Annotated in this window: 19 protein-coding genes; 12 read left to right on the forward strand and 7 right to left on the reverse strand. The window is 61.1% G+C overall.

Annotated features, from left to right (window positions below):
• Positions 1–47: 47 nt before the first annotated feature.
• Positions 48–944, reverse strand: coding sequence for a spermidine synthase (locus AB8C10_RS00850; RefSeq protein ID WP_368866530.1), 897 nt, complete (start codon positions 942–944; stop codon positions 48–50).
• 105 nt (positions 945–1,049) lie between these two features.
• Between AB8C10_RS00850 and AB8C10_RS00855 the strand changes: the two genes are divergently transcribed.
• From AB8C10_RS00855 to AB8C10_RS00895, 9 genes are all read left to right on the forward strand, one after another.
• Entirely contained in the window at positions 1,050–1,673 is a 624-nt protein-coding gene (locus AB8C10_RS00855; RefSeq protein ID WP_368866531.1) for a GNAT family N-acetyltransferase, read from the forward strand.
• A gap of 194 nt (positions 1,674–1,867) precedes the next feature.
• A complete protein-coding gene (gene pta, locus AB8C10_RS00860) occupies positions 1,868–3,958 on the forward strand; it encodes a phosphate acetyltransferase (protein ID WP_368866532.1) in 2,091 nt (696 codons plus the stop codon).
• A gap of 321 nt (positions 3,959–4,279) precedes the next feature.
• A complete protein-coding gene (locus AB8C10_RS00865; protein ID WP_368866533.1) occupies positions 4,280–7,507 on the forward strand; it encodes a DUF3427 domain-containing protein in 3,228 nt (1,075 codons plus the stop codon).
• Between the two features lie 556 nt (positions 7,508–8,063).
• Entirely contained in the window at positions 8,064–8,774 is a 711-nt protein-coding gene (locus AB8C10_RS00870) for a DUF6318 family protein (RefSeq protein ID WP_368866534.1), read from the forward strand.
• A gap of 268 nt (positions 8,775–9,042) precedes the next feature.
• The gene (locus AB8C10_RS00875) at positions 9,043–9,939 is read left to right on the forward strand and encodes a peptide ABC transporter ATPase (RefSeq protein ID WP_368866535.1); all 897 of its coding nucleotides are present in this window, start codon (positions 9,043–9,045) and stop codon (positions 9,937–9,939) included.
• 525 nt (positions 9,940–10,464) lie between these two features.
• On the forward strand, positions 10,465–10,890 hold the full coding sequence (locus tag AB8C10_RS00880) for a metal-sensitive transcriptional regulator (protein WP_368866536.1): 426 nt from the start codon (positions 10,465–10,467) through the stop codon (positions 10,888–10,890).
• A gap of 60 nt (positions 10,891–10,950) precedes the next feature.
• Positions 10,951–11,166, forward strand: coding sequence for a heavy-metal-associated domain-containing protein (locus AB8C10_RS00885; protein ID WP_044150011.1), 216 nt, complete (start codon positions 10,951–10,953; stop codon positions 11,164–11,166).
• A gap of 29 nt (positions 11,167–11,195) precedes the next feature.
• Complete coding sequence (locus AB8C10_RS00890; RefSeq protein ID WP_049346209.1) at positions 11,196–11,582, forward strand: hypothetical protein; 387 nt, start codon at positions 11,196–11,198, stop codon at positions 11,580–11,582.
• A gap of 207 nt (positions 11,583–11,789) precedes the next feature.
• A complete protein-coding gene (locus AB8C10_RS00895) occupies positions 11,790–14,297 on the forward strand; it encodes a heavy metal translocating P-type ATPase (protein ID WP_368866537.1) in 2,508 nt (835 codons plus the stop codon).
• Positions 14,298–14,496: 199 nt separating this feature from the next.
• On the opposite strand, the gene AB8C10_RS00900 is transcribed toward AB8C10_RS00895, so the two are convergent.
• The 3 genes from AB8C10_RS00900 to AB8C10_RS00910 all read right to left on the reverse strand — a co-directional run bounded on the left by AB8C10_RS00900 (position 14,497) and on the right by AB8C10_RS00910 (position 17,383).
• Positions 14,497–15,243: an NAD(P)H-dependent oxidoreductase gene (locus tag AB8C10_RS00900; RefSeq protein WP_368866538.1), complete on the reverse strand. Its 747-nt coding sequence runs from the start codon at positions 15,241–15,243 to the stop codon at positions 14,497–14,499.
• 191 nt (positions 15,244–15,434) lie between these two features.
• Positions 15,435–16,889 (reverse strand): MATE family efflux transporter, encoded by a 1,455-nt coding sequence (locus AB8C10_RS00905; RefSeq protein ID WP_368866539.1) that lies wholly within the window; start codon positions 16,887–16,889, stop codon positions 15,435–15,437.
• A 101-nt stretch (positions 16,890–16,990) separates the two neighbouring features.
• Entirely contained in the window at positions 16,991–17,383 is a 393-nt protein-coding gene (locus AB8C10_RS00910; RefSeq protein WP_060824177.1) for an RNA-binding S4 domain-containing protein, read from the reverse strand.
• A gap of 295 nt (positions 17,384–17,678) precedes the next feature.
• Here AB8C10_RS00910 and AB8C10_RS00915 point away from each other — a divergent pair, with 295 nt between their 5' ends.
• Positions 17,679–18,506: a UDP pyrophosphate synthase gene (locus AB8C10_RS00915; protein WP_368866540.1), complete on the forward strand. Its 828-nt coding sequence runs from the start codon at positions 17,679–17,681 to the stop codon at positions 18,504–18,506.
• A gap of 153 nt (positions 18,507–18,659) precedes the next feature.
• Here the strand turns inward: AB8C10_RS00915 and AB8C10_RS00920 are convergent, their stop codons facing one another.
• A complete protein-coding gene (locus tag AB8C10_RS00920) occupies positions 18,660–19,862 on the reverse strand; it encodes an ABC transporter permease (protein WP_368866541.1) in 1,203 nt (400 codons plus the stop codon).
• A gap of 158 nt (positions 19,863–20,020) precedes the next feature.
• Between AB8C10_RS00920 and AB8C10_RS00925 the strand changes: the two genes are divergently transcribed.
• The gene (locus AB8C10_RS00925) at positions 20,021–20,644 is read left to right on the forward strand and encodes a TetR/AcrR family transcriptional regulator (protein WP_368866542.1); all 624 of its coding nucleotides are present in this window, start codon (positions 20,021–20,023) and stop codon (positions 20,642–20,644) included.
• Between the two features lie 204 nt (positions 20,645–20,848).
• Positions 20,849–21,970 (forward strand): sucrase ferredoxin, encoded by a 1,122-nt coding sequence (locus AB8C10_RS00930; protein ID WP_368866543.1) that lies wholly within the window; start codon positions 20,849–20,851, stop codon positions 21,968–21,970.
• 172 nt (positions 21,971–22,142) lie between these two features.
• On the opposite strand, the gene AB8C10_RS00935 is transcribed toward AB8C10_RS00930, so the two are convergent.
• Together AB8C10_RS00935 and AB8C10_RS00940 are read right to left on the reverse strand one after the other, a co-directional pair.
• Positions 22,143–23,810, reverse strand: coding sequence for an NAD-dependent succinate-semialdehyde dehydrogenase (locus tag AB8C10_RS00935; protein ID WP_368866544.1), 1,668 nt, complete (start codon positions 23,808–23,810; stop codon positions 22,143–22,145).
• A 368-nt stretch (positions 23,811–24,178) separates the two neighbouring features.
• Positions 24,179–25,783, reverse strand: a complete 1,605-nt coding sequence (locus tag AB8C10_RS00940) for a glycerophosphodiester phosphodiesterase (RefSeq protein ID WP_368866545.1) — start codon at positions 25,781–25,783, stop codon at positions 24,179–24,181.
• Between the last annotated feature and the right edge of the window lie 288 nt (positions 25,784–26,071).

The following is a 26,071-nucleotide window of genomic DNA, read 5'->3' on the forward strand; positions in this document are numbered from 1 at the left end:
GAAAAATTTAAGTCATTACTGAAGAACGTAAGCTACCGCCAAAACCGCTACCTCACGAACTGGCGTACCCGCGCGGTGTCCCAGTACTGGGCGGGCACGCCTCCACCCATGAGCTCGCGGGCGATTGCGGCAGCCTGCACGGAGCCCGCCTCCGGCAGGGGCGCGTGCGAACCGGCGATAATGACGTTGCCGCGGCGGCGGCCCTTCAACATTGCCGAATCCGCCACGATGCACACGTACTCGAACACCTCGAGCAGTGCGGCGGCCTCGGCGCGGGCACCGGTCAGTGCCGGCCCGTCGCCGCAGTTTAGGATGTACAGGCCGCCGGGTGCCAGGGACTCGGCGACGGTGCGGGTGAACTCGACGGTGGTGAGCGCCTCGGGGGTGGTGTCCCCGGCGAACACGTCACGAATCAGCACGTCGCGGGATGCAGGCGCGAAGGTCGCGGTGACGGCCCCCGCCTCGCCTACGCGAATCTTCACGCGCGGCGCCTTGGGGATGTCGAACCAGGTGCGCACGTACTCGGCGAGCTTGGCGTCCAGCTCAACGACCGTGTTGCGGCTGGTCGGGTACAGGTCGGCGAAATAGCGCGCCATGGAGCACGCACCGCCGCCCAGGTGGGTGATGCGCAGCTTCGCGGCATCCAGGTGCTCCTCCACGTGGGAGGAGACGACCGCCGCAATCCAGCGCATGTACTCAAAATCCAGCTGGCGGGGTTCGCCCACAATCACGTGGGAAGACTGCACACCATTAATGAGCAACAGCCAGCCGTCGGCGTGGTAGCCGTCGGGGACGAGCTCCGCCTCACCCGTAGAAATCGGGTACACGCCTGCCGCCGCGCCCTGCACGGGGGTGTTCTCGGTATCGTCGATGCGGTTCTTCTGGTTCTTCTGCGCCTTCTGGGTCTTCTGGGATTTCTTGGGTGCCCTGCTCTTTTTCGCCATACCCACTAGCCTAGCTGACTAGACTAGCCGACAGCCCGCACGCCCCTAGCGTACGCACCCGCCCGCACCCGCCTCCGCAGAAACCGGCTGAGTAGACTAGAACCCATGGGATTTGTATGTCAGGGCCGCTACGCGCTCGCACCGATTGAACCGACCGACGCCGAAAAATACGTGAACCTGCAGCTGGACTGCATGGAGCAAACCTACGACCCGCTGTACTTCGACACGCTCGGGGAGAGCTTCACCGCCCGCCACCGCGCCGAACGTGGCGAATACCTTGAAGACTTCCGCCGCCACATTTCCTCCCCCACCGTGCGCGGCTTCTTCGCCTACGAGGTGCCCGGCTGGACCCCCGAGAGCGGGCTCTCCTGCTCCATCGGCGCACAGATCGACTGGGATAAGCCGGTCGGCCTGGCGCTCTCCCTGTGCGAGCCTTCCGATTGGGAGCTCGAACGCGCCGATTCCATGCCCGAGCTACCCGCGGGCACCCGCAAGCTCGCGCACCTGTACACGCTCAACCACACGCACGGCACCGGGCTCGGCCGGGCGCTCTACGAGTCCGTGATTTACCCGGATGAGAACTCCTACCTGTGGGTCCTAAACGAAAACGAACGAGCACTCTCTTTCTACGAGCACCTCGGCTACCAGCGCGACAGCATCGAATTTGAGGCACGCGGCATCTGGGCGCCCGGCCGCAGCGTACGATACACGCGCATCCTCAACCCCTAAACCGCACACCCAAACAGGGGAACAGCCCGCCCACATGACGCAGCGCACCGCACACCCTGTTAGGCGCCACCCCCACAACGCCTTAAGATAGAAGATGACCTATAAGCTCGACGCACCCGCGCACAGGAGCACATACACCCCTGCGCAGCCGCGGGACCCAGCGCCGAACATCCGCATAGAAGGAAAGTAAAACTATGACCACCGGTCTTTACCTCTCCGCTATGTCCCAGAACTCGGGCAAGTCCCTCGTCGCCCTGGGCCTAGCAGACTCCCTCATCAAGCGCGCAGACCGCGTCGGCTTCTTCCGCCCCGTCTTCGACGGCGCAACCATCTCTGACGACCCCGTAGCACGCCTCATCCGTGAGCACTTCGGCCTCGCTGAGGAGCAGGTCGGCGGCGCAGTCTCCATGACCGACGCCCTCGCACTCATCGCAGATGGCGACACCGAAGAGATCTCCGCACGCGCAGTCTCCGCCTACGAAAAGGTCGCAGCCAACAGCGACGTCGTAATCGTCGACGGCGTCTACCTGCCCGCTAACGCGCTCTCCGTCGAGTTCGACCTGAACGTCCAGATTGCACGCGACCTGGGCCTGCCCGTCGTCGCTATCGTCGGTGCGCAGGAAGCAACCGTCGAAGAAGCAGTCACCGCCGTTGACGTGGCACGCACCGAGCTGCTCGCATCCAAGGCAGACCTGCTCGCAATCATCGTCGGCCGCGCAGAACCCGAACTGCGCGACGAAATCGAGAAGTCCGTCAAGCGCGGCGACGCAAACCTGCCCGTCTACGTACTGCCCGAAATCCCCGAGCTGAACGCACCCACCGTCGGTGAAGTTGCCGAGGCCCTCAAGCTCGACACCGAAGGCATCAAGGCAGAAGACCTCAGCCGCGACATCCACGGCATCAAGGTCGCAGCAATGAACGTCTCCAACTTCCTGAACCAGTTCGTCGACGGCGACTTCGTCATCGTCCCCGGCGACCGTGCAGACATCGTGGCCGCAACCCTCGCATCCGCACTGGCACCGACCTTCCCGGCACCCTCCGGCGTGCTGCTCACCGGCGGCCTGGACGCACTGCCCGGCAAGAACACCGCAGTCGGCTCCCTCATCGACAACGCACCGTTCCCCGTGCTGTCCACCACCAAGGACACCTTCAAGTCTGCACGCGCAGTCTCCCGCGTCCGTGGCGCCCTCGAAAGCGGCCACCAGCGCAAGCTCGCAGCAGCAATGGGCGGTTGGGACGAGCACGTCAACAAGGACGAACTGCTCGCACGCCTCGAAATTGAGCGCCCCGCATCCATGACCCCGCTGCGCTTCCTGCACAACCTCATCGAGACCGCACGCGCAAACCGCCGCTCCGTGGTCCTGCCCGAGGGTTACGACGTGCGAATCCTGCGTGCATCCGAGATCATTGCACGCCGCGACTTCTGCGACCTGATCCTGCTCGGTAACCCCGCCAAGATCGCAGAAATCTGCCAGGCTGAGGGTATCGAACTGCCCAGCTCGATCCGCATTATCGACATCGAGAACAACGAGTACACCGAGGACTTCGCAGCAACCTACGCTGAGCTGCGTGCGCACAAGGGCGTCACCATTGAGGCTGCTCGCGAGCGCATGACCGACCCCTCGTACTTCGGCACCATGCTCGTCTACAAGGGCATTGCCGACGGTATGGTTTCCGGTGCTGTGAACACCACCGCGAACACCATCCGCCCCTCGCTCGAGTTCATCAAGACCCGCCCCGGCACCAAGATCGTGTCCTCCGTCTTCCTCATGCTGATGGAAGACCGCGTTCTGGTCTACGGCGACTGCGCAGTGAACCCGAACCCCAACGCAGAGCAGCTGGCCGACATCGCGAAGGCATCCGCAGAGACTGCACGTCAGTTCGGCGTCACCCCCAAGGTTGCTATGCTGTCCTACTCGACCGGCACCTCCGGCGCTGGCGCAGACGTGGACGTTGTGCGTGAGGCAACCGAGCTCGTGCGCGCATCGAACCCCGACTTCGCGGTTGAGGGCCCGATCCAGTACGACGCTGCATCGAACATGTCCATTGCGTCGACCAAGCTGCCCGGCAGCGAGGTCGCTGGTCAGGCTACCGTGTTCATCTTCCCCGACCTGAACACCGGTAACAACACCTACAAGGCTGTTCAGCAGTCTTCGGGTGCTGCCGCTGTGGGCCCGGTTCTGCAGGGTCTGCGTAAGCCCGTGAACGACCTGTCGCGCGGTACCACCGTTGAGGACATCATCAACACCGTTGCGATCACCGCAATTCAGGCACAGAGCCTGTAAACCGGTTTTAGCGTAGCGACTCTGAGGCTGGCGTAAGCCGGTTTTTGACCGCTGAATGAGGCCGCCCCGGCCGCTGCACCCCCGTGTGGGTGCGGTGGACGGGGCGGTTTTTATGTGCTGTTTTTTATACGCCGAGAAGCCACATGTGTTTCGAAAAGCAACAAGTTAAGTGGCTTCTCGAAACACATGTGGCTTTTCGAGGAAGAATTCATGGAGGAGGCGGGGTAGAGAATTTTTGTAATTACAGACTTTCACCGCCTCCACCCCGTGCCAGTGACCATCCGGGCAGCACCAAACCGCCCGGGCTGCTAGGCTGCTTCTATGACCACGACTGACGAAACTCTCCCCCTGGGGCTCTACGAACACCTCAAGAGCGCCTCGCTTATGGGCCGTGCCATCCCCGAAGGCGCGCAATGGCAGGAAGAAATCCTCAAAAAGGACGACTACAACATCCCTGAACTGCTCACCCAGTTCTTTGCCACCCAACTGGCCCCCGCCCTCGAAAGCCTCAAAAACCCCGCTGACCAGGTGAAACTCATCAACCGCATGATGGAGCTCCTACCGCAGGAGGCCGACGAGCAGAACGATTCGTTGCTGACCGATGATGACAGCAACGTAATTCAGATGCGCGAGCTCACCCTCACTGACGCAAAAACTACGCGCCCCGATATTCCTCTGAGCGATGTTGCTCTGATGACGAATACTTCTAAAGACCTGAATCTCAATACTGAAATTCAGAAAGAATTAGAAAGCGCAGACCGTGTAGATTTGCTCTGCTCTTTTCTTAAAATGTCTGGCGTTAATAGTTTGAGTGAGCAGCTTAAAGCTATTAAAAATCGCGGTATTCCTTTCCGCATTATTACCACCACCTATATGGGCGCGACCGACCGCAAGGCTATTGACCGCCTCGTCGAAGAGTACGGTGCGGAGGTGAAAATCAGCTACCAGGGCGACAGCACTCGCCTGCACGCGAAGGCCTGGCTGTTCCACCGCAATACCGGCATGTCCACCGGCTATGTGGGTAGCTCGAACCTGTCCAGTGCCGCGCTTACTGACGGCCTGGAGTGGAATGTGCGTATCTCCACCCCGATTACGCCCGGCCTGATCCGCCAGTTTGAAGGCCTGTTTGAAAGCTACTGGAAGAGCGGCGATTTCACTCTTTACACCGCTACTGACCAGGAGAAACAGGAACTCGACACCGCCCTGGCCAAGGCGGATATTACTGGCCGCAAGAGCAAGGGCCTGGAGTACGATATCGACTCGTCCCTGCTGGATGTGCACCCGTTCCCGCATCAGGCGCGTATGCTCGAAGAAATGCAGAACGCTCGTTCTAAGGGACGTCACCGCAACCTCGCCGTGGCCGCAACTGGCACCGGCAAGACCGTATTCTCTGCCCTGGATTACAGGCGCCTCTGCGAGCAGTCCGGCAAAAAGCTGAAGCTGCTTTTCATTGCGCACCGAAAAGAAATCCTTGACCAGGCGCGCCGCACTTTCGGCGACGTCATGCTTAAAGGTAATTTCGGTGAGCTCCTGACCGGCGGCAAAAAGCCCGAATATAATGAGGCCGTTTTTGCGACTATTCAAACTTTGTCGGGTGCTGCCCTTGAGAATTATGCACCGGACTATTTCGACGTCATCATCATGGACGAATGTCACCACATTAAGGCCGCCAGCTGGGACAAAGTTTTCAACTATTTTGAGCCCCGCGAATTTATTGGCCTGACCGCAACCCCCGAACGAGAAGACGGGGTGAACATCGCCGACAAGTACTTCGGCGGCTACGTGGCGACCTCAATTCGTCTGTGGGATGCACTCGAAGACCACCTCCTCGTGCCCTTCCAGTACTTCGGTATTGCCGACGGCACCGACCTGCGCCGCATCGACGTTCGAAGCGGCAAATACGACGAAAACGCCCTGGAAAACCTGTACACCAAGGGCGAGGCTGAACGCCGCCTGCGCATCATCGTGGAGGAGCTACGCGAGAAGGTCGACAACCCCCTGCGCATGAAGGCGCTCGGCTTCTGCGTGAGCGTGAAGCACGCCGAATACATGGCGCAGAAGTTCAACGAGGTGGGTATTCCCGCCGACTTCTTGGTCGGTACGGACTCCGCTGAGCGTCGCACCGAGGTCATGAAAAACCTTGCAGACGAAGCCCACGAGCTGACCACGATCTTCACCGTGGACCTGTTCAACGAGGGCGTCGATATTCCGAGCGTCGACACCCTCCTGATGCTGCGCCCCACCCAGTCGCTCACACTCTTCCTGCAGCAGCTGGGCCGCGGTCTGCGCCGTGCACCGTTGAAGTCTGTTCTGACGGTCCTCGACTTTGTGGGGCATCAGAATAAGAACTTCATGGTTCACAGTAAGTACCGCGCCTTTGTGCGGCAGGGCGCCCTGACCGAGCAGGACATTAAGAGCCCCGAACTGCCGGCCGGTTGCCACTTCCACCTGGATGAGCTGACCCAGAAGCAGGTCATCCAGAAGATTCGTGAGTCCCTACGCATGAACCAGAGTGCCCTTATCGACACCGCGAAGAGCTACCTGGAAGATATGCGCAGAAACTCCGCGGGCACCGATATTGACCCCACCGTCATGGACTTCATCAACCGCTACAGCATGGGTCTGCCCCAGATTTACGGCCGTAGCAGCAAGGTGCCCCTGCCCGGTATTACTAAGCCTGTCGCAACGACCTGGACCAGCCTCAAGGCCGCGAGTGGACTGTACCCTGACCTGGTGGTTCCCTTCCACGACAACGTATCCGTCGAGACGAATAAGCGCGTCAAGGCGCTCACGCACGTGCACGATACGTTCCGCATTAACGCCTACCTGGAGCTGCTGAACACGGACATCCTGGAACAGGACATGACCGACGAACAGCGCCGCCACGCATGGATGCTCCTGTTCTCCATCTGGCCGAAGGCCAAGTGGGACGGTTCCACCGAGAAGTTCAGCCTCGACGAGGGCCTGACGACTCTGCGTAAGAACCGCGGCATGCTGCAAGAGATAGAGAGCGTCTGGAACTTCAACACCTCCACGGATACCGTCTCCACCCTACCGCTCTTTGAGGGCGAAGGCATTCCCCTGCGCACTCATGCCCTTTACTCCCGCGAGGAACTATTCGCCGGACTGGGTGGTCAGGAGGAAAACTTCAAGGTCCCCGGCGTCTCAGTTAACGGTGTCGTACCCTTCAACCCGACGAATACCACCGCACTACTAGTGAATTTGGAGAAGTCCGAGAAGCACTTCTCACCGACCACCATGTACAAGGACTACGCCATCAGCGCCTCGGAGTTCGCGTGGGATTCACAGAACGCAACGACTCCCGAAAGTCAGCTGGGTCAGCTCTTCCAGCATCATGAAGAGTTGGGGCGCCGCATCGTTCTTTTCGTTCGCCGCAACAAGAAAGATGCTATAGGCACCAGCCCATACATGTGCCTGGGCACCGTGAAATACATTTCTCACGAGGGGTCTAAGCCGATGCATATCCGCTGGTCGCTGGACCGCCCGATGCCGGCGTCCATGTTCCAGATCGCGAAGATTGCCTCGTAGGGTCTGAATAACCGCAGCAGGCGGCCCCGGATGCGTGCGCGTTCGGGGCCGCCTGCTTTTTAGACAGAGGTTTTCGATAGGTTAGTGTCTTCGCCGTGGGTCTTTAACCCGCAGTGAAGACACTAACCTATCGACGAAAAAGCTAAGTCATAACCCATAACCAGCTCTCACCTACCTGGCGCAGCCGGAGATTCGGTCACGAGTTCCAAATTTCTGCCATAGGTTAGCGTCTTTGGTCGTAGTTAAAAACCATGGCAGAAGACGCTAAACCATGGCACAAATTCTGCAGAGGCAGCGCCTCCACAAGTGCAGATTATTTGATGCATAAAGCATTGAGAAGCCCAAATAATGGCCAACCACCGCCACCACCCTCAAAAGAATGCAAACGACGGCAAACATGCGGTAGGGTGGTAACTGTAGCGTTCCACAGCGCATTGATGCGCTTGATGGGCGCGCTACGGGGCTGTTTTCTTCCGGCGGTCAGTTTGACCTGTGAAAAGCGGCCCGACTAGTAACTAAACAACACACCATCACCGACGATAGGAGCGTATCTTCTATGGATTCGACCATTTTCAATCGCCGTACCCTGCTGGGTAGCGGCGCTCTTGTGGGCCTTGGCGCCCTGCTTGCGGCGTGCGGCCAGCAGGCAAATAATGAGGCGGCAGCCACCGCAACCGCGGCGCCGAGCGAGACCGCTTCGGCTTCTGCGGCGACTTCTAACTCGCCTTCGGCGAGTGCGACCCCGTCTACTGTCCGCGGCTACTCGGGCGGCTCCAAGGCACCTGACGGCGAGTACCGCCCTGCGGATAAGTACGGTCCGGCACAGAATGTACCGAAGCCTAACGTTCCGGAGGACGGCTACAACGAAAAGTCGTTGGAAGGCATGCGCAAGACGATGGATGCCTGGATCTTGTGGGGTAATTACGGTACTCAAACTGGCGATTACTCGATGGCTTTCAAGTTCATGTCCCCTACTTTTGAAGACGAACGTAAGGCCTATACAGGCGTCGAGGACCTTTACAAGAGAGGCGGATGGGTCATTGGCGGTATAAACCACTATCTAGCTGACGGTAACCCTTGGTCCGAAGATGGTGAAACCTACTTCTGGAAAGCCTATCGCGAGTGGGACTACGAGACTTATGTTGAATCCGACGGTAGCTGGCGCAAATGGAGCAATGACGATAAAACCGATGACACCTTCAAATTTGAGCTGAAACACAACGGGCAGAAATGGGAAATTATGAATTATGAGCCTGTTGAGGACTAAGAGCATGAAAAATTATAAAATATTTAAATCACAGACTTTTGCTCTGTTATTTCTTGTTTCTTTTCCTATTTCTGCCACAGCAGCTGTAAATACCAGCGAGTGTTCCTCGGATAATAGCGCAAAAATTTGCCAGATACAGGTGCCCCAAAAGAGTAATAACAAATCTGGCGGTAATCAATCTACCGGAGGGAATGTTGCTGGGGAAGACTATTCATCTCAGTCATCAAATTCAGAACCTAGCACCTACACCACCAAAGGCGCCAACGGCATGACCGTAATTCGTTCCAAAAGTGACTCTAATATTCTTGGTTGCGTAGGTAAGGGCGGAAAAATTGGGCACGTAAAACTCAACAATCTCATCGCTCGTGACGATGGGACCTACATCGATGGCGGCTTTGGCAAATATAGCCGCACCTCAGAAACCTGTGTCCCCGACGATACTCGCACCCTGACCAGTGCCGACAGCCCAGGTCCCACCGGTCCGACCTTTGAAGAAATGATGGAGGAAATCCTTCACGCTGCCCAATCGCTAGAACCCGGTAAGCCCACCCTCCACCAGTCCTACAACAACCCCGCAGGAACCGGCAGGGCAGAAGGCGACCCCAACATCTACAAGGGCGACCAAGTCAACTTCTACGTCGACGACGGAGGCCCCTACCGCCTCGAAGCAGACATGCTCGCCGGACACGTCGAAATTGAACTCATGCCCTCCTCGTACGTTATCGAATACGGCAACGGCGACCAGGCAACCCACTACACCGCGGGTAAACCGGTCACCACCTACCCTCGTGAGCGTCCGCGTCAAACGGAAACCAGTTACGCCTACCAGCGTTCGGGTAACTTCCATGCGTATGCGACCGTGCACTACACTGCTCGTTTCCGCGTGGACGGGGGCCCGTGGCAGATGATGGAGGTGACTCCGCAGGCGACCAGTGATCCGCTGCTGATTCGTGTGTGGTGGGTTGATGTGGGCCGCGTGGCAGGTGACTGCAGCTATGACGACACTCGTTGGGGTTGCAAGAACGATCCCACGATGGGTAAGAAGGACAACCCGAACCCGCGTCTGCGCAAGGCCGATATTCGTACCGGTCAGCGTTGGCACCTGAATGATAACGGTGACGGGGATATGGAGTATTCGCTACACCGCGACTGGCCCGATATGTAAACCAGATCTATCCCAACATATAAATAACCGCAGCAGGCGGCCCGGAATGTATGAACATTCAGGGCCGCCTGTTTTTGTGTGCCGAAAATTGTGCCATAGGTTAGCGTCTTTGGTCGTAGTTAAAAACCATGGCAGAAGACGCTAAACCATGGCACAAAATCTGCAGAGGCTGCTCCTCCACACGGGCGGAAATTTGGTAATGACTTAGCAATTTCGGTCATGACTTAGCGTCTTTGGCAATGGTTAAAATCCCAGCCCGAAGTCACTAACTCATTACCGAAAAAACTAAACCACAACCGGTTCCCGCCTACCTGGTGCATCCGGGGCCGCCTGCTTTTTAGACAGAGGTTTTCGATAGGTTAGTGTCTTTGCCGTGGGTCTTTAACCCGCGTTAAAGTCACTAACCTATCGAAAGGGCCGTAACCTATCGAAGAATCCCCCTATCGACAAACCCCCGCCCCCATACCGCGTAACAACTCGTAACACCCCCTTGCGGTATACCCCCATAGGGTATACACTTAAGCCATGGAAACCACTAGCAACCAGTGCTGCCACAGCACATCCGACCAGGTCAGCACCGCATCCGGCGCCCCCACTGAGGAACCCACCAAGGCACACACCGGCGCATGCTGCGGCGGCGAGGCGCCCGAAACCCAGCACGGTTACGCCTCCAACAAAGAGGCGCACCTCAAGCGCCTGCGCCGCATCGAAGGGCAGGTCCGCGGCATCGCCCGCATGGTCGACGAAGATAAATACTGCATCGACATCCTCACCCAGGTTGCCGCGGTCTCCAAGGCGCTCCACGCCGTCTCCCTGAACCTGCTCGAAGAGCACATCGGCCACTGCGTGACCGGCGCCGCCGTCGAATCCGAACGCACCGGCGACCCGACCATCGCAGAGGCCAAGGTCAAAGAGGCAACCGCCGCGATCTCCCGCCTCATGCGCAGCTAAACGCGCCGCAAACCCCTCGGCGGCCCCAAGTTTTCAACCCATTACCGAAAGGAAATCATCATGAGCACCACCACCGTTAAGGCAACCGGCCTGACCTGCAACCACTGCGCTATGAGCGTCAGCGAAGAGGTCAGCGAAGTTCCCGGCGTGACCGGCGTGACCGTGGACGTCGTCAAGGACGGCGTCTCCACCGTGACCATTGAGCACGAGGGCACCCTCAACACCCAGGCTGTTGCAGACGCTATCGTAGAGGCTGGCTTCACCCCCGCCGTCTAGCGCGGCAGCCGGCTCGATTAGGAGTCATCATGGCTTACCCTCCGCAGTACATTGCGATGGTTGTTGGCGCGGTCCGCACCCTTGTCGGCGCCGAAAACATGCACCTGCGCGACGCGATCACCCGCGTGGCCAGGCAGATGAATCTGGATGCGGCGCTGGTCGATTCGTGGGTGAAGCAGAGCCCCGAATACACGGCGCGTGAGGATGCGCCCGGTGCGGCGCGACGTAGCGGCACGAGCGCGAATAAGCGTTCCGCCGAGCACGAGCAGGGCGTGAAGGCGCGTGAGAAGGCGAACGCTTCGCCGTTCCCGCGGGCTGCCGTGAAGCGTGCCTACGGTGTGTCCGATCGTGGCGCGAAGGTGACAGGTATTCGCCCGCGCACGAGCAGGCCGGATGGGCTGCCCGGCGACCACTAAGCCGCCGCTTTCACAGCCGCAGCATTACTCCCGCCGCCGCGTTTACAGCCTCGCGGTTTTACCCGCGGCTTTCACTCCCGCGACACCCTCAGTACTGCACCCTAAACACTGCACCATACACCGTCCGGGGCGGGGTCCTTCGGGGCCCCTCCCCCGGCTTGGTGTACCTTTTTCTACCCTCCCGTTTTTGAGTTTTGAGGAAGTATTGTGTCTTCTACACAGCCTTCAACAAGCACCCGCGAGACCTCATCACAGAGTGAGCGTTCTCTTTTTAATCCTGCCGGAACGACCGTAAAATCAACGGAATCCACCCGAATCATCCACGTGGATATTCAGGGTATGACCTGCGCATCCTGCGTGGGTCGTGTGGAGCGTAAGCTCCGCAAAATCCCCGGCGTTGACCCGGCGGTGAACCTGCCGCTGGAGTCGGCACGCGTCATCGTACCCGCGGGTGTGAGCGACGAGCAGATTGTTGAGACCATCAACAATGCCGGCTACACGGCGCACCTTAAGAACGGGCCGCGTGCGGGCGCTGGAACGAACACGAACGCATCCGGCGGCGGCAACCATCACAGCACTCCGAGCATGAATGGCGGCTTCACTGACCGCATTATTTATGCGGCGATTTTGGGTGTGCCGATTTTCTTGATTTCGATGTTCCCGTCGTTCCAGTTCCCGAATTGGGGTTGGGTTGTGGCGGTTCTGACGGCGCCGGTTGCGTTTTGGTGTGCTGCGCCGTTCCACCGGGCCGCGCTCATCAATGCCCGTCACGGCTCCTCCACGATGGATACGCTCGTGTCCCTCGGCGTGGTCGTGGCGTACTTCTACTCGTTGGCGCAGCTGCTCATGAACCCGGCACTGACGGCGCACGTACACCATGCGGGCGGCAGTTTCTGGTCGATGTTTACCGGCCACCACGCGCCGCTATACTTCGATTCGGCGTCCATGGTGACGCTGTTCCTGCTGATTGGCCGCGCAATTGAGCACCGCACCCGTCACCGCTCCTCGGAGGCGCTGCGCACCCTGCTGAGCATGGGCGCGAAAGAGGCGACTCTGCTGCGCACCGACAAGCAGGGCGTGACCAAGCAGGTGCAGGTTCCGGTGGAGGATCTCATGCCGGACGACCTGTTCCTGGTGCGCCCGGGCGAGAAGATTGCCACGGATGGTGTAGTGGTTGAGGGGTCGTCGGCGGTGGATGCGTCCCTGCTGACGGGTGAGTCTGTGCCGGTGGAGGTGCATCCGGGTGATGCGGTCACGGGTGCGACGGTGAATACGTCTGGTTCGTTGACGGTGCGCGCCACTCGCGTGGGCACCGAGACGACCCTGGCGAAGATGGGTGAGCTGGTGGCCAGCGCCCAGGAGACGAAGGCTCCGATTGCTCGTCTGGCGGACCGTGTTTCTGCGGTGTTTGTGCCGGTGATTTTGACGATTTCGGCGCTGACTCTGATCGGCTGGTGGCTGATTTCCGGTGACGGTGCGGCGGCGTTCAACGCGGCGGTGTCGGTGCTGGTGGTGGCGTGCCCGTGCGCCCTGGGCTTGGCGACTCCGACGGCTCTGCTGGCGGGTACGGGTCGCGGCTGGCAGTTGGGCATTTTGATTCGTAATGCGCAGGTGCTGGAGGCGACGAGCACGGTTGATCGTGTGGTTCTGGATAAGACCGGTACCGTGACGACTGGTGAGATGTCTGTGGCGTTCTACGGCACTTTTGACGACTATGAGTCGGCGGGTGACTTTGCCGGTATTTCGCCGGAATCCGCAGATTCCAAGAGTGAGCGTTCCCTGTCTGTTCTGCGTGATGCCGCCGCCGTGGAGGCGCTGAGTGAGCACCCGATTGCCCGCGCGATTGCCGGTTTTGCCCGTGAGCAGGGTGTGCTGGCTGAGGGTGCTTCGGCGCCGAGTGTGAGCGGCTTTGAGGGTGTTCCCGGAGGCGTGCGCGGCGTGCTGAGCGGCGCGGGTGACGGTGCCGAGAACGGCGCCTCCCGACTGGTTGTTGTGGGTACTCCCGAGTACCTGCAGGCGGCAGGTGCGCAGCTGAGTGAGGGCCAGTTGGCTCTGCTGGATCAGGCTCGCCGGGCGGGTCTGACGACCGTGGTGGTTGCCCGCGGCGAGGCCCCGAATGGTGAAGCCGCAGAAGACGCTCCCGCCCCGCAGCCGGTCGGCATGATTTCGGTTGCCGACACCCCCAAGCCGGAGGCGGCAGAAACCATGGCGCAGTTGCGTGAGCTCGGCCTGGAACCCATCCTGCTGACCGGTGACGCCCCGCAGGTTGCGCAGGCGGTCGCCTCGCAGGTCGGCATTTCGGCGGAGAACGTGTACGCCGGCGTGACCCCCGAGGGTAAGTCGCAGGTGGTGCGCCAGCTGCAGGAGGACGGTCACCGCGTGGCGATGGTCGGCGACGGCGTGAATGACGCCCCGGCGCTGGCTCTTGCCGAGCTGGGCATTGCGATGGGCTCGGGCACGGACGTTGCCGCGGAGGCCGCCGATATCGTGCTGACCCGCTCGGATGTCGCCTCGGTGGTGACGGCGCTACGCCTCTCCCGCGCTACGCTGCGCACCATCAAGTCGAACCTGTTCTGGGCGTTCGCCTACAATTCGGTGGCTGTTCCGGTCGCTGTGGCGGGCCTGCTGAACCCGATGATTGCGGGTGCGGCAATGGCGTTCAGCTCGGTGTTTGTGGTGCTGAATTCTATGCGTCTGACGGCGTTTAGGAAGTAGCGCTCCGCCGCTATACGGGCCGGTCACACAGGCCGGCGCCGTTATACGGGTCGAATCGCCCCGCGCAATTTCAAACGAAAATTTCAAAAGCATATCTCACCGTGCTTTTTGCACGGTAAAAGATATAAAGAAATGCACCGCCCGTGTAAAGGCGGTGCATTTCTTTATATTTAGTTTTCACGGGCGTCGGCTTGAACACCTAGCTCAAACGCCCCTCCCGAAAACCCGAGCTCAACAGTCCGAGCTCCAAAACCCGGCAAGAAAACCTCACCGAGAACCCGGCAGAACCTAGGCCCAGGTGACCAGGTCCTCGATGGAGCGGCGGCTCTTCGGTGCGATTTCGTGGGCACGGTAACCGAAGGTCACAGCCACGGACACACCGAACTCTTCCGGGTCGAACAGGCCAGCGGAGGCGAGCAACTCGTTCACTGCTTCGTAGTTCCATACCCTCAATGGGGCAGGAGTCGATGCCGAGCATTGCGGCGCCGGTCATCATGTTGCCCAGGGCAATGTAGGTCTGCTTGGACGCCCAGTCGAAGAGCGCGCGGTCGCTTTCCAGGATCTTCATGTCGTTCTTCTGGAAGCTGCCGTAGCGCTCGAGTGCGGCCTCCATCTGCTCCTCGGTGAGGTTGCGGCCTTCGAGGGTGCGGCGCATCCACGGGGTGTCGTAGCGCAGGCCCTTCTTCGCCAGCAGTACGACCAGGTGGCTTGCGTCGTCGAGGGCGCCCGCCATGCCCCAGGCGATCGGCTTGAGCTTTTCGCGCAGTTCGGGGTCCTGGATGACCAGGAACTTCCACGGCTCGGTGCCGACGGAGCTGGGCGACAGGCGCGCAAATTCGAGGATTGCGGCGAAGTCTTCGTCGCTGACGCGGCGGTCGGGGTCGTAGGCGCGGGTTGCGCGGCGGCGGGCGAAAATTTCGAGGGCTTCTTCGCGGGTTACGGTCACGGTTTCATCCTTTGCATGAGGGTTTCAATATCCTGTCATGCTACACCTGCGGAGGGTGCGGGTGGCGGAAAATGTGGTCAGTTACGCCCGCAGGAAATACGCCCGCGAGCGCCGGGGTCGTATTGCCGGTGTCATGTTACCGGGTGTAAGAATCCGATGGGCTGGTACCCCGAGCACCCCCTATGATGCCCCTACTCGGCACCCGCCTTCATCCACACATCCGAGGAGGCGCGGCGACCGAAAATGACCGCGCGGATTCCTTGGAAGTACAGAATATACGCCGCCCACAAGCCGCAATACCCGGTCAGCGCATCCATGGTGCCGTTGCCGACCGCCCAGTGCAGGCCGAGCATGACGGGCACGTACATGACGAGCATGATGAAGCAGCCGATTGCCAGGTATTTCACGTCCTGTGCGCCCATGAGGATGCCGTCCAGGGTGAACACGTACGCGGCGATGGGCTGACCGAGGGCAATGATGACGGTGGCGATGGTGAAGAGGAACGCCACCTGCGCGTCCTGCGTGAAAATCCAGGAGCCGAAGAAGCCGATGAGCGGGCAAATCAGGCCGGTGATCACGCCGTAGATGAGGCTCATGCGGAGCAGTCGGTTTTTCAGCTGGCGCACCTTCACGCGTTCGGATTCTACGTTGAGGTCGCGTTCGCCGAGTTCCTTGCCGAGTAGCGCCTGCGCGGCGATGGCGAGGGAGTCCAGGGCGTAGAGGAAGAGGTTAAATACGCCCATGCCGAGCTGGTAGGCGGCGGTGTGTTCGGTGCCGAATCGCGCCACGACGAACACGGTCAGCAGGGAGGCAATGCGCATGGACAGGGTGCGCAGCATGAGCCAGGAGCCGAGCGAGAGCACCGAACGCATGCCGGTCGCATCGGGTGCCCAGCGTACGGCGTGTTCGCGGGTGCCGCGCATCATGACCACGCCGAGTGCGGCGGCCATGCCCCACTGGGTGAGGGAGGTGCCGGTCGCCGAACCGGCGACGCCCCAGCCGACCGGGTAGATGAGCAGCCAGTTCAGCGCGATGTTCACGACGGTGCCGACCGTGGCGACCTTGAGCGGGGTGACGGTGTCTTGGAGCCCTCGGAGCGTGCCGACCTGTGCGAGGATAATCATCATCGGCGGAATACCCCACAGCGAATGGTGCAGGTAGTCGAGGGCGCAGCTGATGGTTTCGTCGGTCGCGCCGAGGCCGCGCAGCAGCGGGTCTGCGAAGGCGTATCCGGCTATCATGAGGAGCATGCCGAGGCCGAAGGCGACCCACACGCCGTCCACGCCGATCTGCCAGGCGCGGCGCAGGTTCTTCTCACCGAAGGCGCGCGCCACGGCGGGCGTGACGGAGTAGGCAAGGAAGTTCATGAGGCCCACGACCGTGGTGACGAGCGTGGCGGCGATGCTCATGCCCGCGAGTTCTGCCTTGCCGAGCTGGCCGATGAGGGCGGAGTCGGTGAGCACGAAGATGGGTTCGGCGATGAGCGCACCGAAGGCGGGTACGGCGAGGGCGAGGATGCGCCGGTTCAGCGAAGGCTCGGCGGCGTTGGCGCTGGGGCTCGCGGCGGTATTCTTCGCGGCGTTCTTCGCGGGCGCGCCGGACGCAGTGCTACCGGATTCAGTATTCGGGTGCTTCTGTGTGCTCATCCTTCTAGGCTACTCCCCGCCGCCGCCGCGGGTGCCTGCGCGCGGGGCGGGGTGCACTCTGCGAGATGGGCGCGCGAGATGGGCGCGCGAGATGGGCGCGGCTATGCGCCTCGGCCGCGCAGTTCGTCGAGGGCGCGGCGTTCCTTCTTGGTGGGGCGGCCGCTGCCTCGTTCGCGTTTGGCGACCGGCGGCATGGAGAGGTAGGCGGGGCGCGGGCCGGAGAGGTCTTCGTAGCAGGTGACGGCGATGGGTGCGCCTACGCGTTTGACGAGGAGTTTTTCGACTTTGAAGACGCGTTCCCAGCCGGGGTAGCGGACCTTCACGATGTCGCCTTTTTTGAGTTTTTGGGAGGGTTTGGCGGGGGCGTCGTTGACGCGCACGTGGCCGCCTTTGCATTCGTCGGCGGCGAGGGAACGGGTTTTAAAGATGCGCACTGACCAGAGCCAGAGGTCGAGCCTGGCGCTGGTTAGTGTGGTGGTGTCTTCTGCGGTCATGTGTTCATTGTGGCGCGAGGCGGGCGGGGCACCAAATCAGGTGCGCCCGCCTATCCTGCGCAATCTCACCGTAATCTCACCGGGCAAATCCGCAGCCGGCACCAAACCCGCCACGCGGCAGAAAATTTTCTGTTGCACGCACCGGCTCATTGAGCGCAAAACCGCATCTACTAGGGGTATTGTTAAGTCACCTTCTCAAGAAGTGTTCTCAAGGCCACATCGTTCGCGTGGTCTACGGGGGGGGGGGTTGTGGCCGCGACGCCACGGGCTCCCCGTAACAGATTGGATATACACCATGTCAGCTTTGAAAAAGCTCCTGGCGACTGCCCTCATCAGCACTGTGCTGTCTTCTTGCTCCTTCGGTCCTACGTTGGAGAAAGATGAAAGCGCCCGCGCGATCTTCGACGCAGAAAATGACCAGGTGATCCTACCCCTGGACGCGTACGACACCACCGGCAAGGACGAATACTACACCAAAGCCCTTGAGCTCGCCCGCAAAAAGTGCTTTGCCGAACACGGGCAGCACTACAAGATGTTTGTCCGCACCGAGGGATCCGGCAGGAACCTCGGCAGGACCTACGGAATCTGGAACGTTGAGCACGCCCAAAAATACGGCCTCCACGAGCGCGACGAATCGAATACGCTGGATCTGCCCTCCCCTGCACCCTCATCCGACCCTGGGAAAGATGTCAGCACCGAATGCTATCAGCGCGCCAGCGAAGAGATGAAGCAAATTGGAGAGATACCATTCGGCTCCGCCACGTATAGGCGTGTGGAGACTGACGTCCGAAACGCCGCTGGGGATAGGCAGCTCAAAAAATCTCTCGACGACGAGTGGAAGCGATGCGTCAAAGACAAGGGCCTCACCCCCGACAGTGAGGTGACCGTCAAGGAAGAAAAGAATATTCCTCAGAGCACCACCCCCTCAGAAGAGGAAATTCGAATCGCCGTCATCCAAGCGCAGTGCAATCAGGATGTAGGCCGTTCACAGAAGCTCTACGACCTGGAGGCGCAGTACCAGAAGCCGCTCGTCGCCAAGAACCAGGCTGCCCTGGAGAATGAGCTCAAAGAATTCAAGCGCCGGGACGAGCAGTTCAAGCAGTACGTCCTCGACAACCAGTAACAAGCGAATAACAGTCGGTTGGCCGACAGAAAAGGGTGTGTGCCGTGTTCAGTAAACACGGTACACACCCTTCTTAAGTTTTGCCGACTATGTTTTACCGGCTAAGTTCGCGCCGATACGTTCGCGCCGGCGGCCTCACGCGAGGCAGGAGGCTTATGCCTCCACCTTTGCGGTGCGGCGCTCCTTGAGAGCCCAGCCAGTCACACCGGCGAGCAGACCGAACGCAATCCAGGAACCGAGCACCAGCCACTGGCCGCTCGTTGCAGCCTCCGGGAAGTACGCAATCGAACGCAGCAGAGTCGAGGAAGCACCCGGAACCATCATCTGGCCAATCTGACCCCACGCACCGGGCAGGAACGCGCTCGGCATGGACGCACCCGAAATGGGGTTACCGATGAACATGGTGATCACGGCGCCCACAGCCAGGCCAATAATCGGCGAGGCCAGTGCGCTCACACCCACGATGAAGGACGCAGTAGCCAGGTAGGTTGCGCTGAATGCGACCCACAGGGTTGCGAAGTCACCGGGGATAAGGCCGAACCAAACGTTCAGGATCAGGGCGGTCAGCGCGCCACCGATGACAGCGTACAGGGTTGCGGTAGCGAAGCGGCGCCAGGTGCCGTTCACACGCAGGGCGGAGAAGGAACCGCCGAGAATACCGCCAATGACCAGCGGGAACGCCGCGATAGCCAAACCCGTACCGGAGGTATCGCTATCGCTCAGGGGCACCACTGCGGTGGTCTTCACCGCCATGGCGGATGCCTGCTCGGCCTGCGCCTTCATCTGCTCCAGCTGCGCGGCAGCCTGCGCGCCCTGCTCACCGCCTGCCTGCACCGCCTGGGTGAGTGCTTCGGTCTTAGCTTCGAGTGCCTTCTGCTGAATCTGCGCGTTCAGCTGGGTGGCTACGCCGTTGAGCATCTGGGTTGCTGCGGCGTTGGCGGCGGGGGCGGTCAGCACCTCGGGGGCGGCGCCTTCGGTAAAGATGATTGCGCCGTAGGTTTCGCGCTGCTTAATCTGCTGCTCGGCCTCTTCGCGGGAGGATGCCTGCTTCAGCTCAAAGGTCTCAATGCCTTTGTCTTTGAGGGACTGTTCGAACTGGCTGACGGTCACGTCGGGGCCCGCGATGGAGACGGGCAGGTTCTTTGCCTCCATGGTCTTGGTGGGCCAGGTGAAGGCGAGGATAACAGCCGCGATGAGTAGCGATGCCAGCAGGGAGGTGGCGATGACCTTGATCCAGGAGGAACGCTCGGGGGTTTCTGCGGTCTTCTTGGCGGCTACGTTCTGGGATGCGGCAGCTTGGGGTGCTGCGGCGGTCACCGATTCTGCGGTGACTGCGGTGGTGGTTTCGTTGTTCACGATAATCTCCAAACAAAATGCTTATTTCGTTTACGGGTTAGAACTCTACGCCTGGTTTTGGCTACACGCAAACGAAATAGCTATTTTGTTTGCAAAGTCACAAAAAGAATCAGCATTGCGTTTACACATTCCAGGACCCCACCACCTAGACTGGAACCATGCCCCGACTAACAGACGCCACCAAAGCCGCACGCCGAGCCCAAATCATCGAAGCCGCCATCTCCTGCTTCCTCGAACACGGCTACACCAACACCTCCATGAGCGACATCATCAAGGCATCCGGCCTGTCCTCCGGGTCCATCTACTCGCACTTCTCCGGCAAAGAAGACATCCTCATCAGCGCCATCGACGAACGCCTCGATTACCTCAAGGAGCTCTACAGTGCACTCCCCGAAGGCGCCGGCCCCCAGGACATCCTCGAGGCCATCTACACCAACCAGCAGGTGAACGAGAACTTCTCCGCCATGCTGCGCATTCGCCTCGAATCGCTCCACGCACCCGAAATCGCCAAGGCAACCGCGGACGTCATTCCCCTGCTGCACGGGGTCATCACCAAGACCCTCACCCCCTGGGCGGCCGAACAGCTGAGCGTTCTGCACGAAATCGACCCCGACCCGGCGCAGCGCGCCCCCGAGCAGGAGGCGCTCATCGCCGACTACGCCCGCGACAATGCGGACGCCTTCATGATGGTTTTCCAGGGCTTCATGCTCCGCGCCTTCCTCGGCGCCCCCGAGGAGAAGGACCGCCTCTACCGCGTGGCAATGAGCCTGCTGCCCGAGTAGGAATCTTGACCCGGGCAAAAATCCTGACCCGTAGAAATCTTGAGGTTTTAGAGGCTCCCAGAATCCGCTATTAGGCTTAAAACCCCTGAAATTCACCCTCTCACGGTTGTTTTTCTGCATTTGAGCCCCGTAGGCTGGTGAAGCACCACAGCGCCTTCGTGGTACGTTGAACCCACCCACAGTTCACCCGAAATCGAGAAACCGATGACTGAATCCTGCACCCCCGCAACCCCCGAGCCGCGCGCTACTAACCCCGCCGAGCTGAAGAACCTGCGTGCCGCGCACGCCGACGAACTCTCCTCCCGCACCCGCGCCACCAAGATTCCCGAGGACTCCTGCTCCCTCTACGACGACGAGGCGCTCGGCGGCACCGCCGGACGCACCGCCGCCTGGCTGGCGCTCGAACACGTGGGTCAGTGGGGTCGTGACGTACTGGATGGCTCCGCCTTCGATGAGGCGCTCTCTACAGCGCTGGGTGAGGCAACCTCGCAGGCTGGCCTGAAGTTCCTGCTGATTCGTCAGGCGGGCAGGGAGGGGCGCGTACTGCACGGTGCACCGGATGCATCCGGCACCCCGACCCACCGGGTGCTCTACGCGCTCTGCACTCCGGGTGAGGAGAAGCTCTACTCGTTCAGTGTGAGCGCCCCCGAGCAGCTGCTTGAACTGCCCCTGGACAACCCGCAGGAGTTGATTCAGGTGACCGGCGCGGAGCTCATGGACTCCCCCGCGATTCTCGTGTGCACCCACTCCAAGCGTGACCGTTGCTGTGCCCTGCGCGGTCGCCCCATTGCGGCGCACCTGGCGGACATCCTTCCCCCGAACGTGGTTTGGGAGTGCTCGCATACGGGCGGTCACCGCTTCGCCCCGGTCGGCATTATGCTGCCCACCGGCTACACTTACGGTCGTCTCTCGGAACCTTCGGCGCTGGCGGCGTACCTGTCGCTGGCGGGTCGTTCTATTCCGTCCCTGCACGGTCTGCGAGGCCGCAGCACGGATACCCCGGTGGAGCAGGCGGCGGAGGTCGCCGTGCGCCTCGAATTGGAGAAAAAGGGTGAAGAAGTAACCTCTGACGGTTTGGTTTCACGTGAAACATCGGCGCAGGAGGCGCTAGAGGCACTTCACGCGGCGGGCGCTGAGTCCGCGGTAGATGCCGCCAAGCTCTCTGCCGAGAACCTCGTTCTGGAGGCGGCACTCACCTCCCACACCGACGGACGCACCTGGGTCACCTTCTTTGAGCGGGTCGCCCTTGAGCCGCGCCCCAACTCGTGCGGCAAGAGTCCCGCAGATGCTTTCAGTCGCGAGCTGCTCGCACTGCTCCAGATATAACCACTGCGCCAACTCTAAGCACTGGGCCAACTCTAGGCAGAGTCAGTTCTAGCACCCGCGCATGATGTAGACAGCACGAAGCCCCGGCAGGCACCTTCTCGGGTACCCGCAGGGGCTTCGCTATATCCAGGATTCGCCGTATCCAGGGTTCGCCGTAATTGGTATCTCAGCCTTATCCGGCGAACGGGTTCGGCGCACCAATGTACTGCAGCTCGGTGTACTCCTCCAGACCCTCGGGGCCGCCCTCGCGACCCAAGCCGGACTGCTTCACGCCACCGAAGGGTGCCGCCGCATTCGAGATCACGCCGGAGTTGTAGCCAATCAGACCGAACTCCAGACCAGCCGCCATGCGCGTAAAGCGCGGGTGGCTGCTCGTGTACACGTACGCCGCCAGGCCGTACTCGGTGTCGTTGGCGAGCTTCAGGGCGGTGCGTTCGCCCTCCTCGCCGTAGCCGCCGAAGGTGGTAATCGGGGCGACGGGGCCGAAGATTTCTTCATGCCACACGCGCATCGAATCGGTCACGCCGGTCACCACGGTGGGGCGAATGAAGTTGCCCTTGTTGAGGTTCTTGGGCATGCCGCCGGTATCGCTCGGAACGTTCTCCTCAAGCTCGGGAATGTACCCGCCGCAGGCGAGGAGCGCGCCCTTGCCCAGGGCGTCTTCCACCATAAAAAGCATGGATTCAACCGCTGAAGGTTGAATTAGCGGTCCGCAATCGGTTCCGTCGACGGTTCCGTCACCCACGACGGTCGCTTCCATGCGTTCCACGAAGGCGCGCGTGAACTCTTCGGCAACGTCCTCGTGCACGATAAATCGGTTGGCGGCGGTACACGCCTCACCCATGTTCCTCATCTTCGCCGCGTAGGCGCCCTCCACGGCGGCGGGAATGTCCGCGTCCTCAAAGACGATGAACGGGGCGTTGCCGCCCAGCTCCATGGAGGTGCGCAGAACGTTCTGCGAGGCCTGCGCGAGCAGGGTACGGCCCACGGCGGTGGAGCCGGTGAACGAGACCTTCCGCAGGCGCTCATCGGCCATCAGAGCGGAGACAACCTCGCCGGTGCGGGAGGTGGTGACCACGTTCAGCACGCCGTCCGGCAGGCCCGCCTCACGCATCAGATACGCGAAGTACAGGGAGCTGAGCGGGGTCAGGGAGGCGGGCTTGAGAACCACGGTGCAGCCCGCAGCGAGCGCCGGGGCGACCTTGCGTGCCGCCATGGCGAGCGGGAAGTTCCAGGGGGTGATGAGCAGGCAGGGGCCCACGGGGCGGCGCACGGTGGCGATTTGCAGGCCGGATTCGGGGGCGACGGCGGTGCGGCCGAAGCTGCGGGCGGCTTCTTCGGCGTACCAGCGCAGGTAGTTCGCGGCGTAGGCGACTTCGCCGCGGGACTGGTCGAGGGGTTTGCCCATTTCGAGGGTCATGAGCCGGGCGATGACTTCGGTGCGCTGCGTCATGAGCGTGTAGGCGCGGTTGAGGATATCGGCGCGTTCGCGGGGGCTGGTTGCCGCCCAGGAGGCGCGGGCGTCGCAGGCGGCGTCGAGTGCTTCGATGCCCTGTTCGACGCTGGCGTCAGCGACGTGCGCGAGAATCTGGCCGCAGGAGGGGTTGTGTACGGGGAAGGAGCCGTTGTCGCCGGTGACCCAGCTGCCGCCGAGGAGCAGGTCGGTGGGCACGTAGAAGAAGGGGTAGGAGGGCCGTTCGTAGGGGTCGATGGGTTCGCGTTGCGGCATGTTGATGCTTTGCATGTGCGGTTCGGTGCGGCCTCGCAGCTGGGCGGACTTCGCGGCAGGCTTTTCGGAAGTAGCGCTCTCGGAGGCGGAGCTTTCGGGTGAGGTGGTCATGGCGTGCCTTTCGGGTTGGGGCGGCCGGTGCGGTCGACTCTGACGCTTTTAATTCTAGTCCCCGTCCTCTCCCCTACCCCGCGAACCTACCTCGCACACCCCACGCGCCTACACGCCCTCGCTCCCCCTCCCGCCCTGAATAAACCGCAGGCATGCCAAAGGGGGCCGCATCCATTACAGATGCGACCCCCTTCGGGTAGATTCTCGCTCGGTGCGTCGCTCAGCGCGCGAGCATCCTAGCTGGGGATTATGGAAGGCGTTGCCCGGAAGGGATGCTCGGTGCTACATCCGCTCTGCCCGGTACCCGTGCCCTCACCGCTGAGCGGCGGTGGGGGCGGGCACCCGGTGGGTTAGGCCCACCGGTTCTCTCAAATCCAGGACTGACGTGCCTCGATTCGGGTCAGCTCCAGGGGACCGCCATCGTTGGTGCCGTGGAAGCGGCCGAAGTGTACGTACGGGCCGCGGTAGGCGCTGTGGTTGATGGGGCTGGAGTACTGGCCGTTGACGGTGTAGTAGAAGCTGTTCTTGTTCACCACAATCTTGCAGTTCAGCGCCTGGCCGGTGGTGACCTTCTGACGCAGCTTCATGGTGTGCAGTACGCGCGGGCTGGTCTGCTTGGGATCGAAGCAGAGGATCTGCGCCACGGAGCTGCCGCGGTAGTTGGGGCGGATGGCGAGCACGTAGGTGCCGTCTTCCTGCTTTGCGGAGAACTTCTTACCGATGCCGAAGGCGCCGTCGTGTTCGCGGCCGAACGCAATGTAGCCGTAGTGGCCGTCCTGCTGCGGCAGTGCACCGGTCCACTTCATGGAGAAGTCGAGGGTGTACTTTTCGCGGGTGGTGTAGTTCGCCAGGGGGCCGAGCAGCACGGATTCGTCGTAGCGCTGGTTGTGCACGATGGCGGTACCGGTCAGGTCGGGCATGTCCGCTGCGACGGAGGGGTCGGCGGGCAGCATGCCGTGGGGGCGCTTGCCGGTCTTAATCTTGACGCTGGCGTCGAAGGGGTCACCGATCACCCAGTAGGGGTCGGGGCACATGAAGCCCTTCACGCCCAGTGCCTTGTACTTTTCGTAGGCGGAGCGGCGGTGGATTTCCCAGACGATGACTGCCTTGCCGAGGCCGGTGAGGGCGCGTACGTTCTCCTCGCTCATGGAGCCCTGGGAAGCGCCGGTCGGCTTCTCGTAGTAGGGTACGCCGATGGCGTCCACGTTTTCGTGGCGTGCCATGGCGGAAATCTTGTCGATGGGGTCGCCGCCGTCGAAGTAGCACCAGGTGGCGCAGCCTGCGGAGTTGGCAAGCTTCAGGTAGCGGGAGGTGGGTTTGAAGCCGCCGCTGCCGTCGCGGTACATCTTGATGACGGTGCGGCGCTGCAGGCCGCGTTCGGTGATGAACTTGACGAGTCCTGCCTGTGCGGGGCCGTCCTTCGCTTCGAGGAACAGTACGACCTTCTTGCCGCCGACGGAGGCGTATTCGCCGCCTGCGGGTACGGCGTCAACCGCTGCGATGGCTTCTTCGAGGGTGGGGATGTCGTACAGGTCGGTCTTCTCACCCAGGTTCTTGCGCATGTTGACCTTGTGCTGGCGCAGTTCGGCGAGGGTGTGGCCGCGCACGTCCATGGCTGCACCGGTGGTGCGCTTGATGTTGGTGTCGTGCATGCAGACGAAGTGGCCGTCGCTGGTGGTGCGTACGGAAATTTCGACGGCGAGGGCGCCTCGGCGTACGGACTCTGCGTAGGCGTAGGCGGTGTGCTCGGGGCTGATGTTGCCGGCGCCGCGGTGGGCGATGAAGAATTCATCGGTCTTGTAGAGCAGCTGGTGTGCGGGGGAGCCGCTGTGTACTGCCGCGAGCTGTGCGCGGGTGTTGGCTGCGGCGTGGGCTTCGCCTGCCTGGAGCATGAGCGCGGCGGGTGCCAGTGCGGAGGCACCGATGAAGCCGCGGCGGCTCAGATTCTTAGAGATCTTCGGGAATGCAGTCACCGTAGTGGTCCTTTTTTTCGTTTATGAGTTGAGCGTAATGTGTGTGGTTGGTCATTGAAGTTTTGGTTTATAGCTGAGGGTCCGGATTCTCTCAACTCAAACTGCAACTCTAAGTAGAATAACGATTTTTTATCGGTTCTTCATAGCGTTCACAGAAATATAGGGTATCATTTGCGCCTCATTCTTGCCCGCGGTGCAAGCTGCGCTGGGTGTTCCTCCTTTTCCGCCGCTTTTAGTGGCGGCTTTTGATACGGTGTTAAAAAATTTCTCGTGTAACGAAAAAGGCCG

Origin of the sequence: Rothia mucilaginosa, assembly GCF_964210535.1 — a bacterium.
GTDB lineage: Bacteria > Actinomycetota > Actinomycetes > Actinomycetales > Micrococcaceae > Rothia > Rothia mucilaginosa_F.

Bases quoted from the DNA above. Each gene is read 5' to 3' on its own strand.
- AB8C10_RS00850 (WP_368866530.1), bottom strand. From the start codon at position 944: ATGGCGAAAAAGAGCAGGGCACCCAAGAAATCCCAGAAGACCCAGAAG.
- AB8C10_RS00855 (WP_368866531.1), top strand. From the start codon at position 1,050: ATGGGATTTGTATGTCAGGGCCGCTACGCGCTCGCACCGATTGAACCG.
- pta (WP_368866532.1), top strand. From the start codon at position 1,868: ATGACCACCGGTCTTTACCTCTCCGCTATGTCCCAGAACTCGGGCAAG.
- AB8C10_RS00865 (WP_368866533.1), top strand. From the start codon at position 4,280: ATGACCACGACTGACGAAACTCTCCCCCTGGGGCTCTACGAACACCTC.
- AB8C10_RS00870 (WP_368866534.1), top strand. From the start codon at position 8,064: ATGGATTCGACCATTTTCAATCGCCGTACCCTGCTGGGTAGCGGCGCT.
- AB8C10_RS00875 (WP_368866535.1), top strand. From the start codon at position 9,043: ATGACCGTAATTCGTTCCAAAAGTGACTCTAATATTCTTGGTTGCGTA.
- AB8C10_RS00880 (WP_368866536.1), top strand. From the start codon at position 10,465: ATGGAAACCACTAGCAACCAGTGCTGCCACAGCACATCCGACCAGGTC.
- AB8C10_RS00885 (WP_044150011.1), top strand. From the start codon at position 10,951: ATGAGCACCACCACCGTTAAGGCAACCGGCCTGACCTGCAACCACTGC.
- AB8C10_RS00890 (WP_049346209.1), top strand. From the start codon at position 11,196: ATGGCTTACCCTCCGCAGTACATTGCGATGGTTGTTGGCGCGGTCCGC.
- AB8C10_RS00905 (WP_368866539.1), bottom strand. From the start codon at position 16,889: ATGAGCACACAGAAGCACCCGAATACTGAATCCGGTAGCACTGCGTCC.
- AB8C10_RS00910 (WP_060824177.1), bottom strand. From the start codon at position 17,383: ATGACCGCAGAAGACACCACCACACTAACCAGCGCCAGGCTCGACCTC.
- AB8C10_RS00915 (WP_368866540.1), top strand. From the start codon at position 17,679: ATGTCAGCTTTGAAAAAGCTCCTGGCGACTGCCCTCATCAGCACTGTG.
- AB8C10_RS00925 (WP_368866542.1), top strand. From the start codon at position 20,021: ATGCCCCGACTAACAGACGCCACCAAAGCCGCACGCCGAGCCCAAATC.
- AB8C10_RS00930 (WP_368866543.1), top strand. From the start codon at position 20,849: ATGACTGAATCCTGCACCCCCGCAACCCCCGAGCCGCGCGCTACTAAC.
- AB8C10_RS00935 (WP_368866544.1), bottom strand. From the start codon at position 23,810: ATGACCACCTCACCCGAAAGCTCCGCCTCCGAGAGCGCTACTTCCGAA.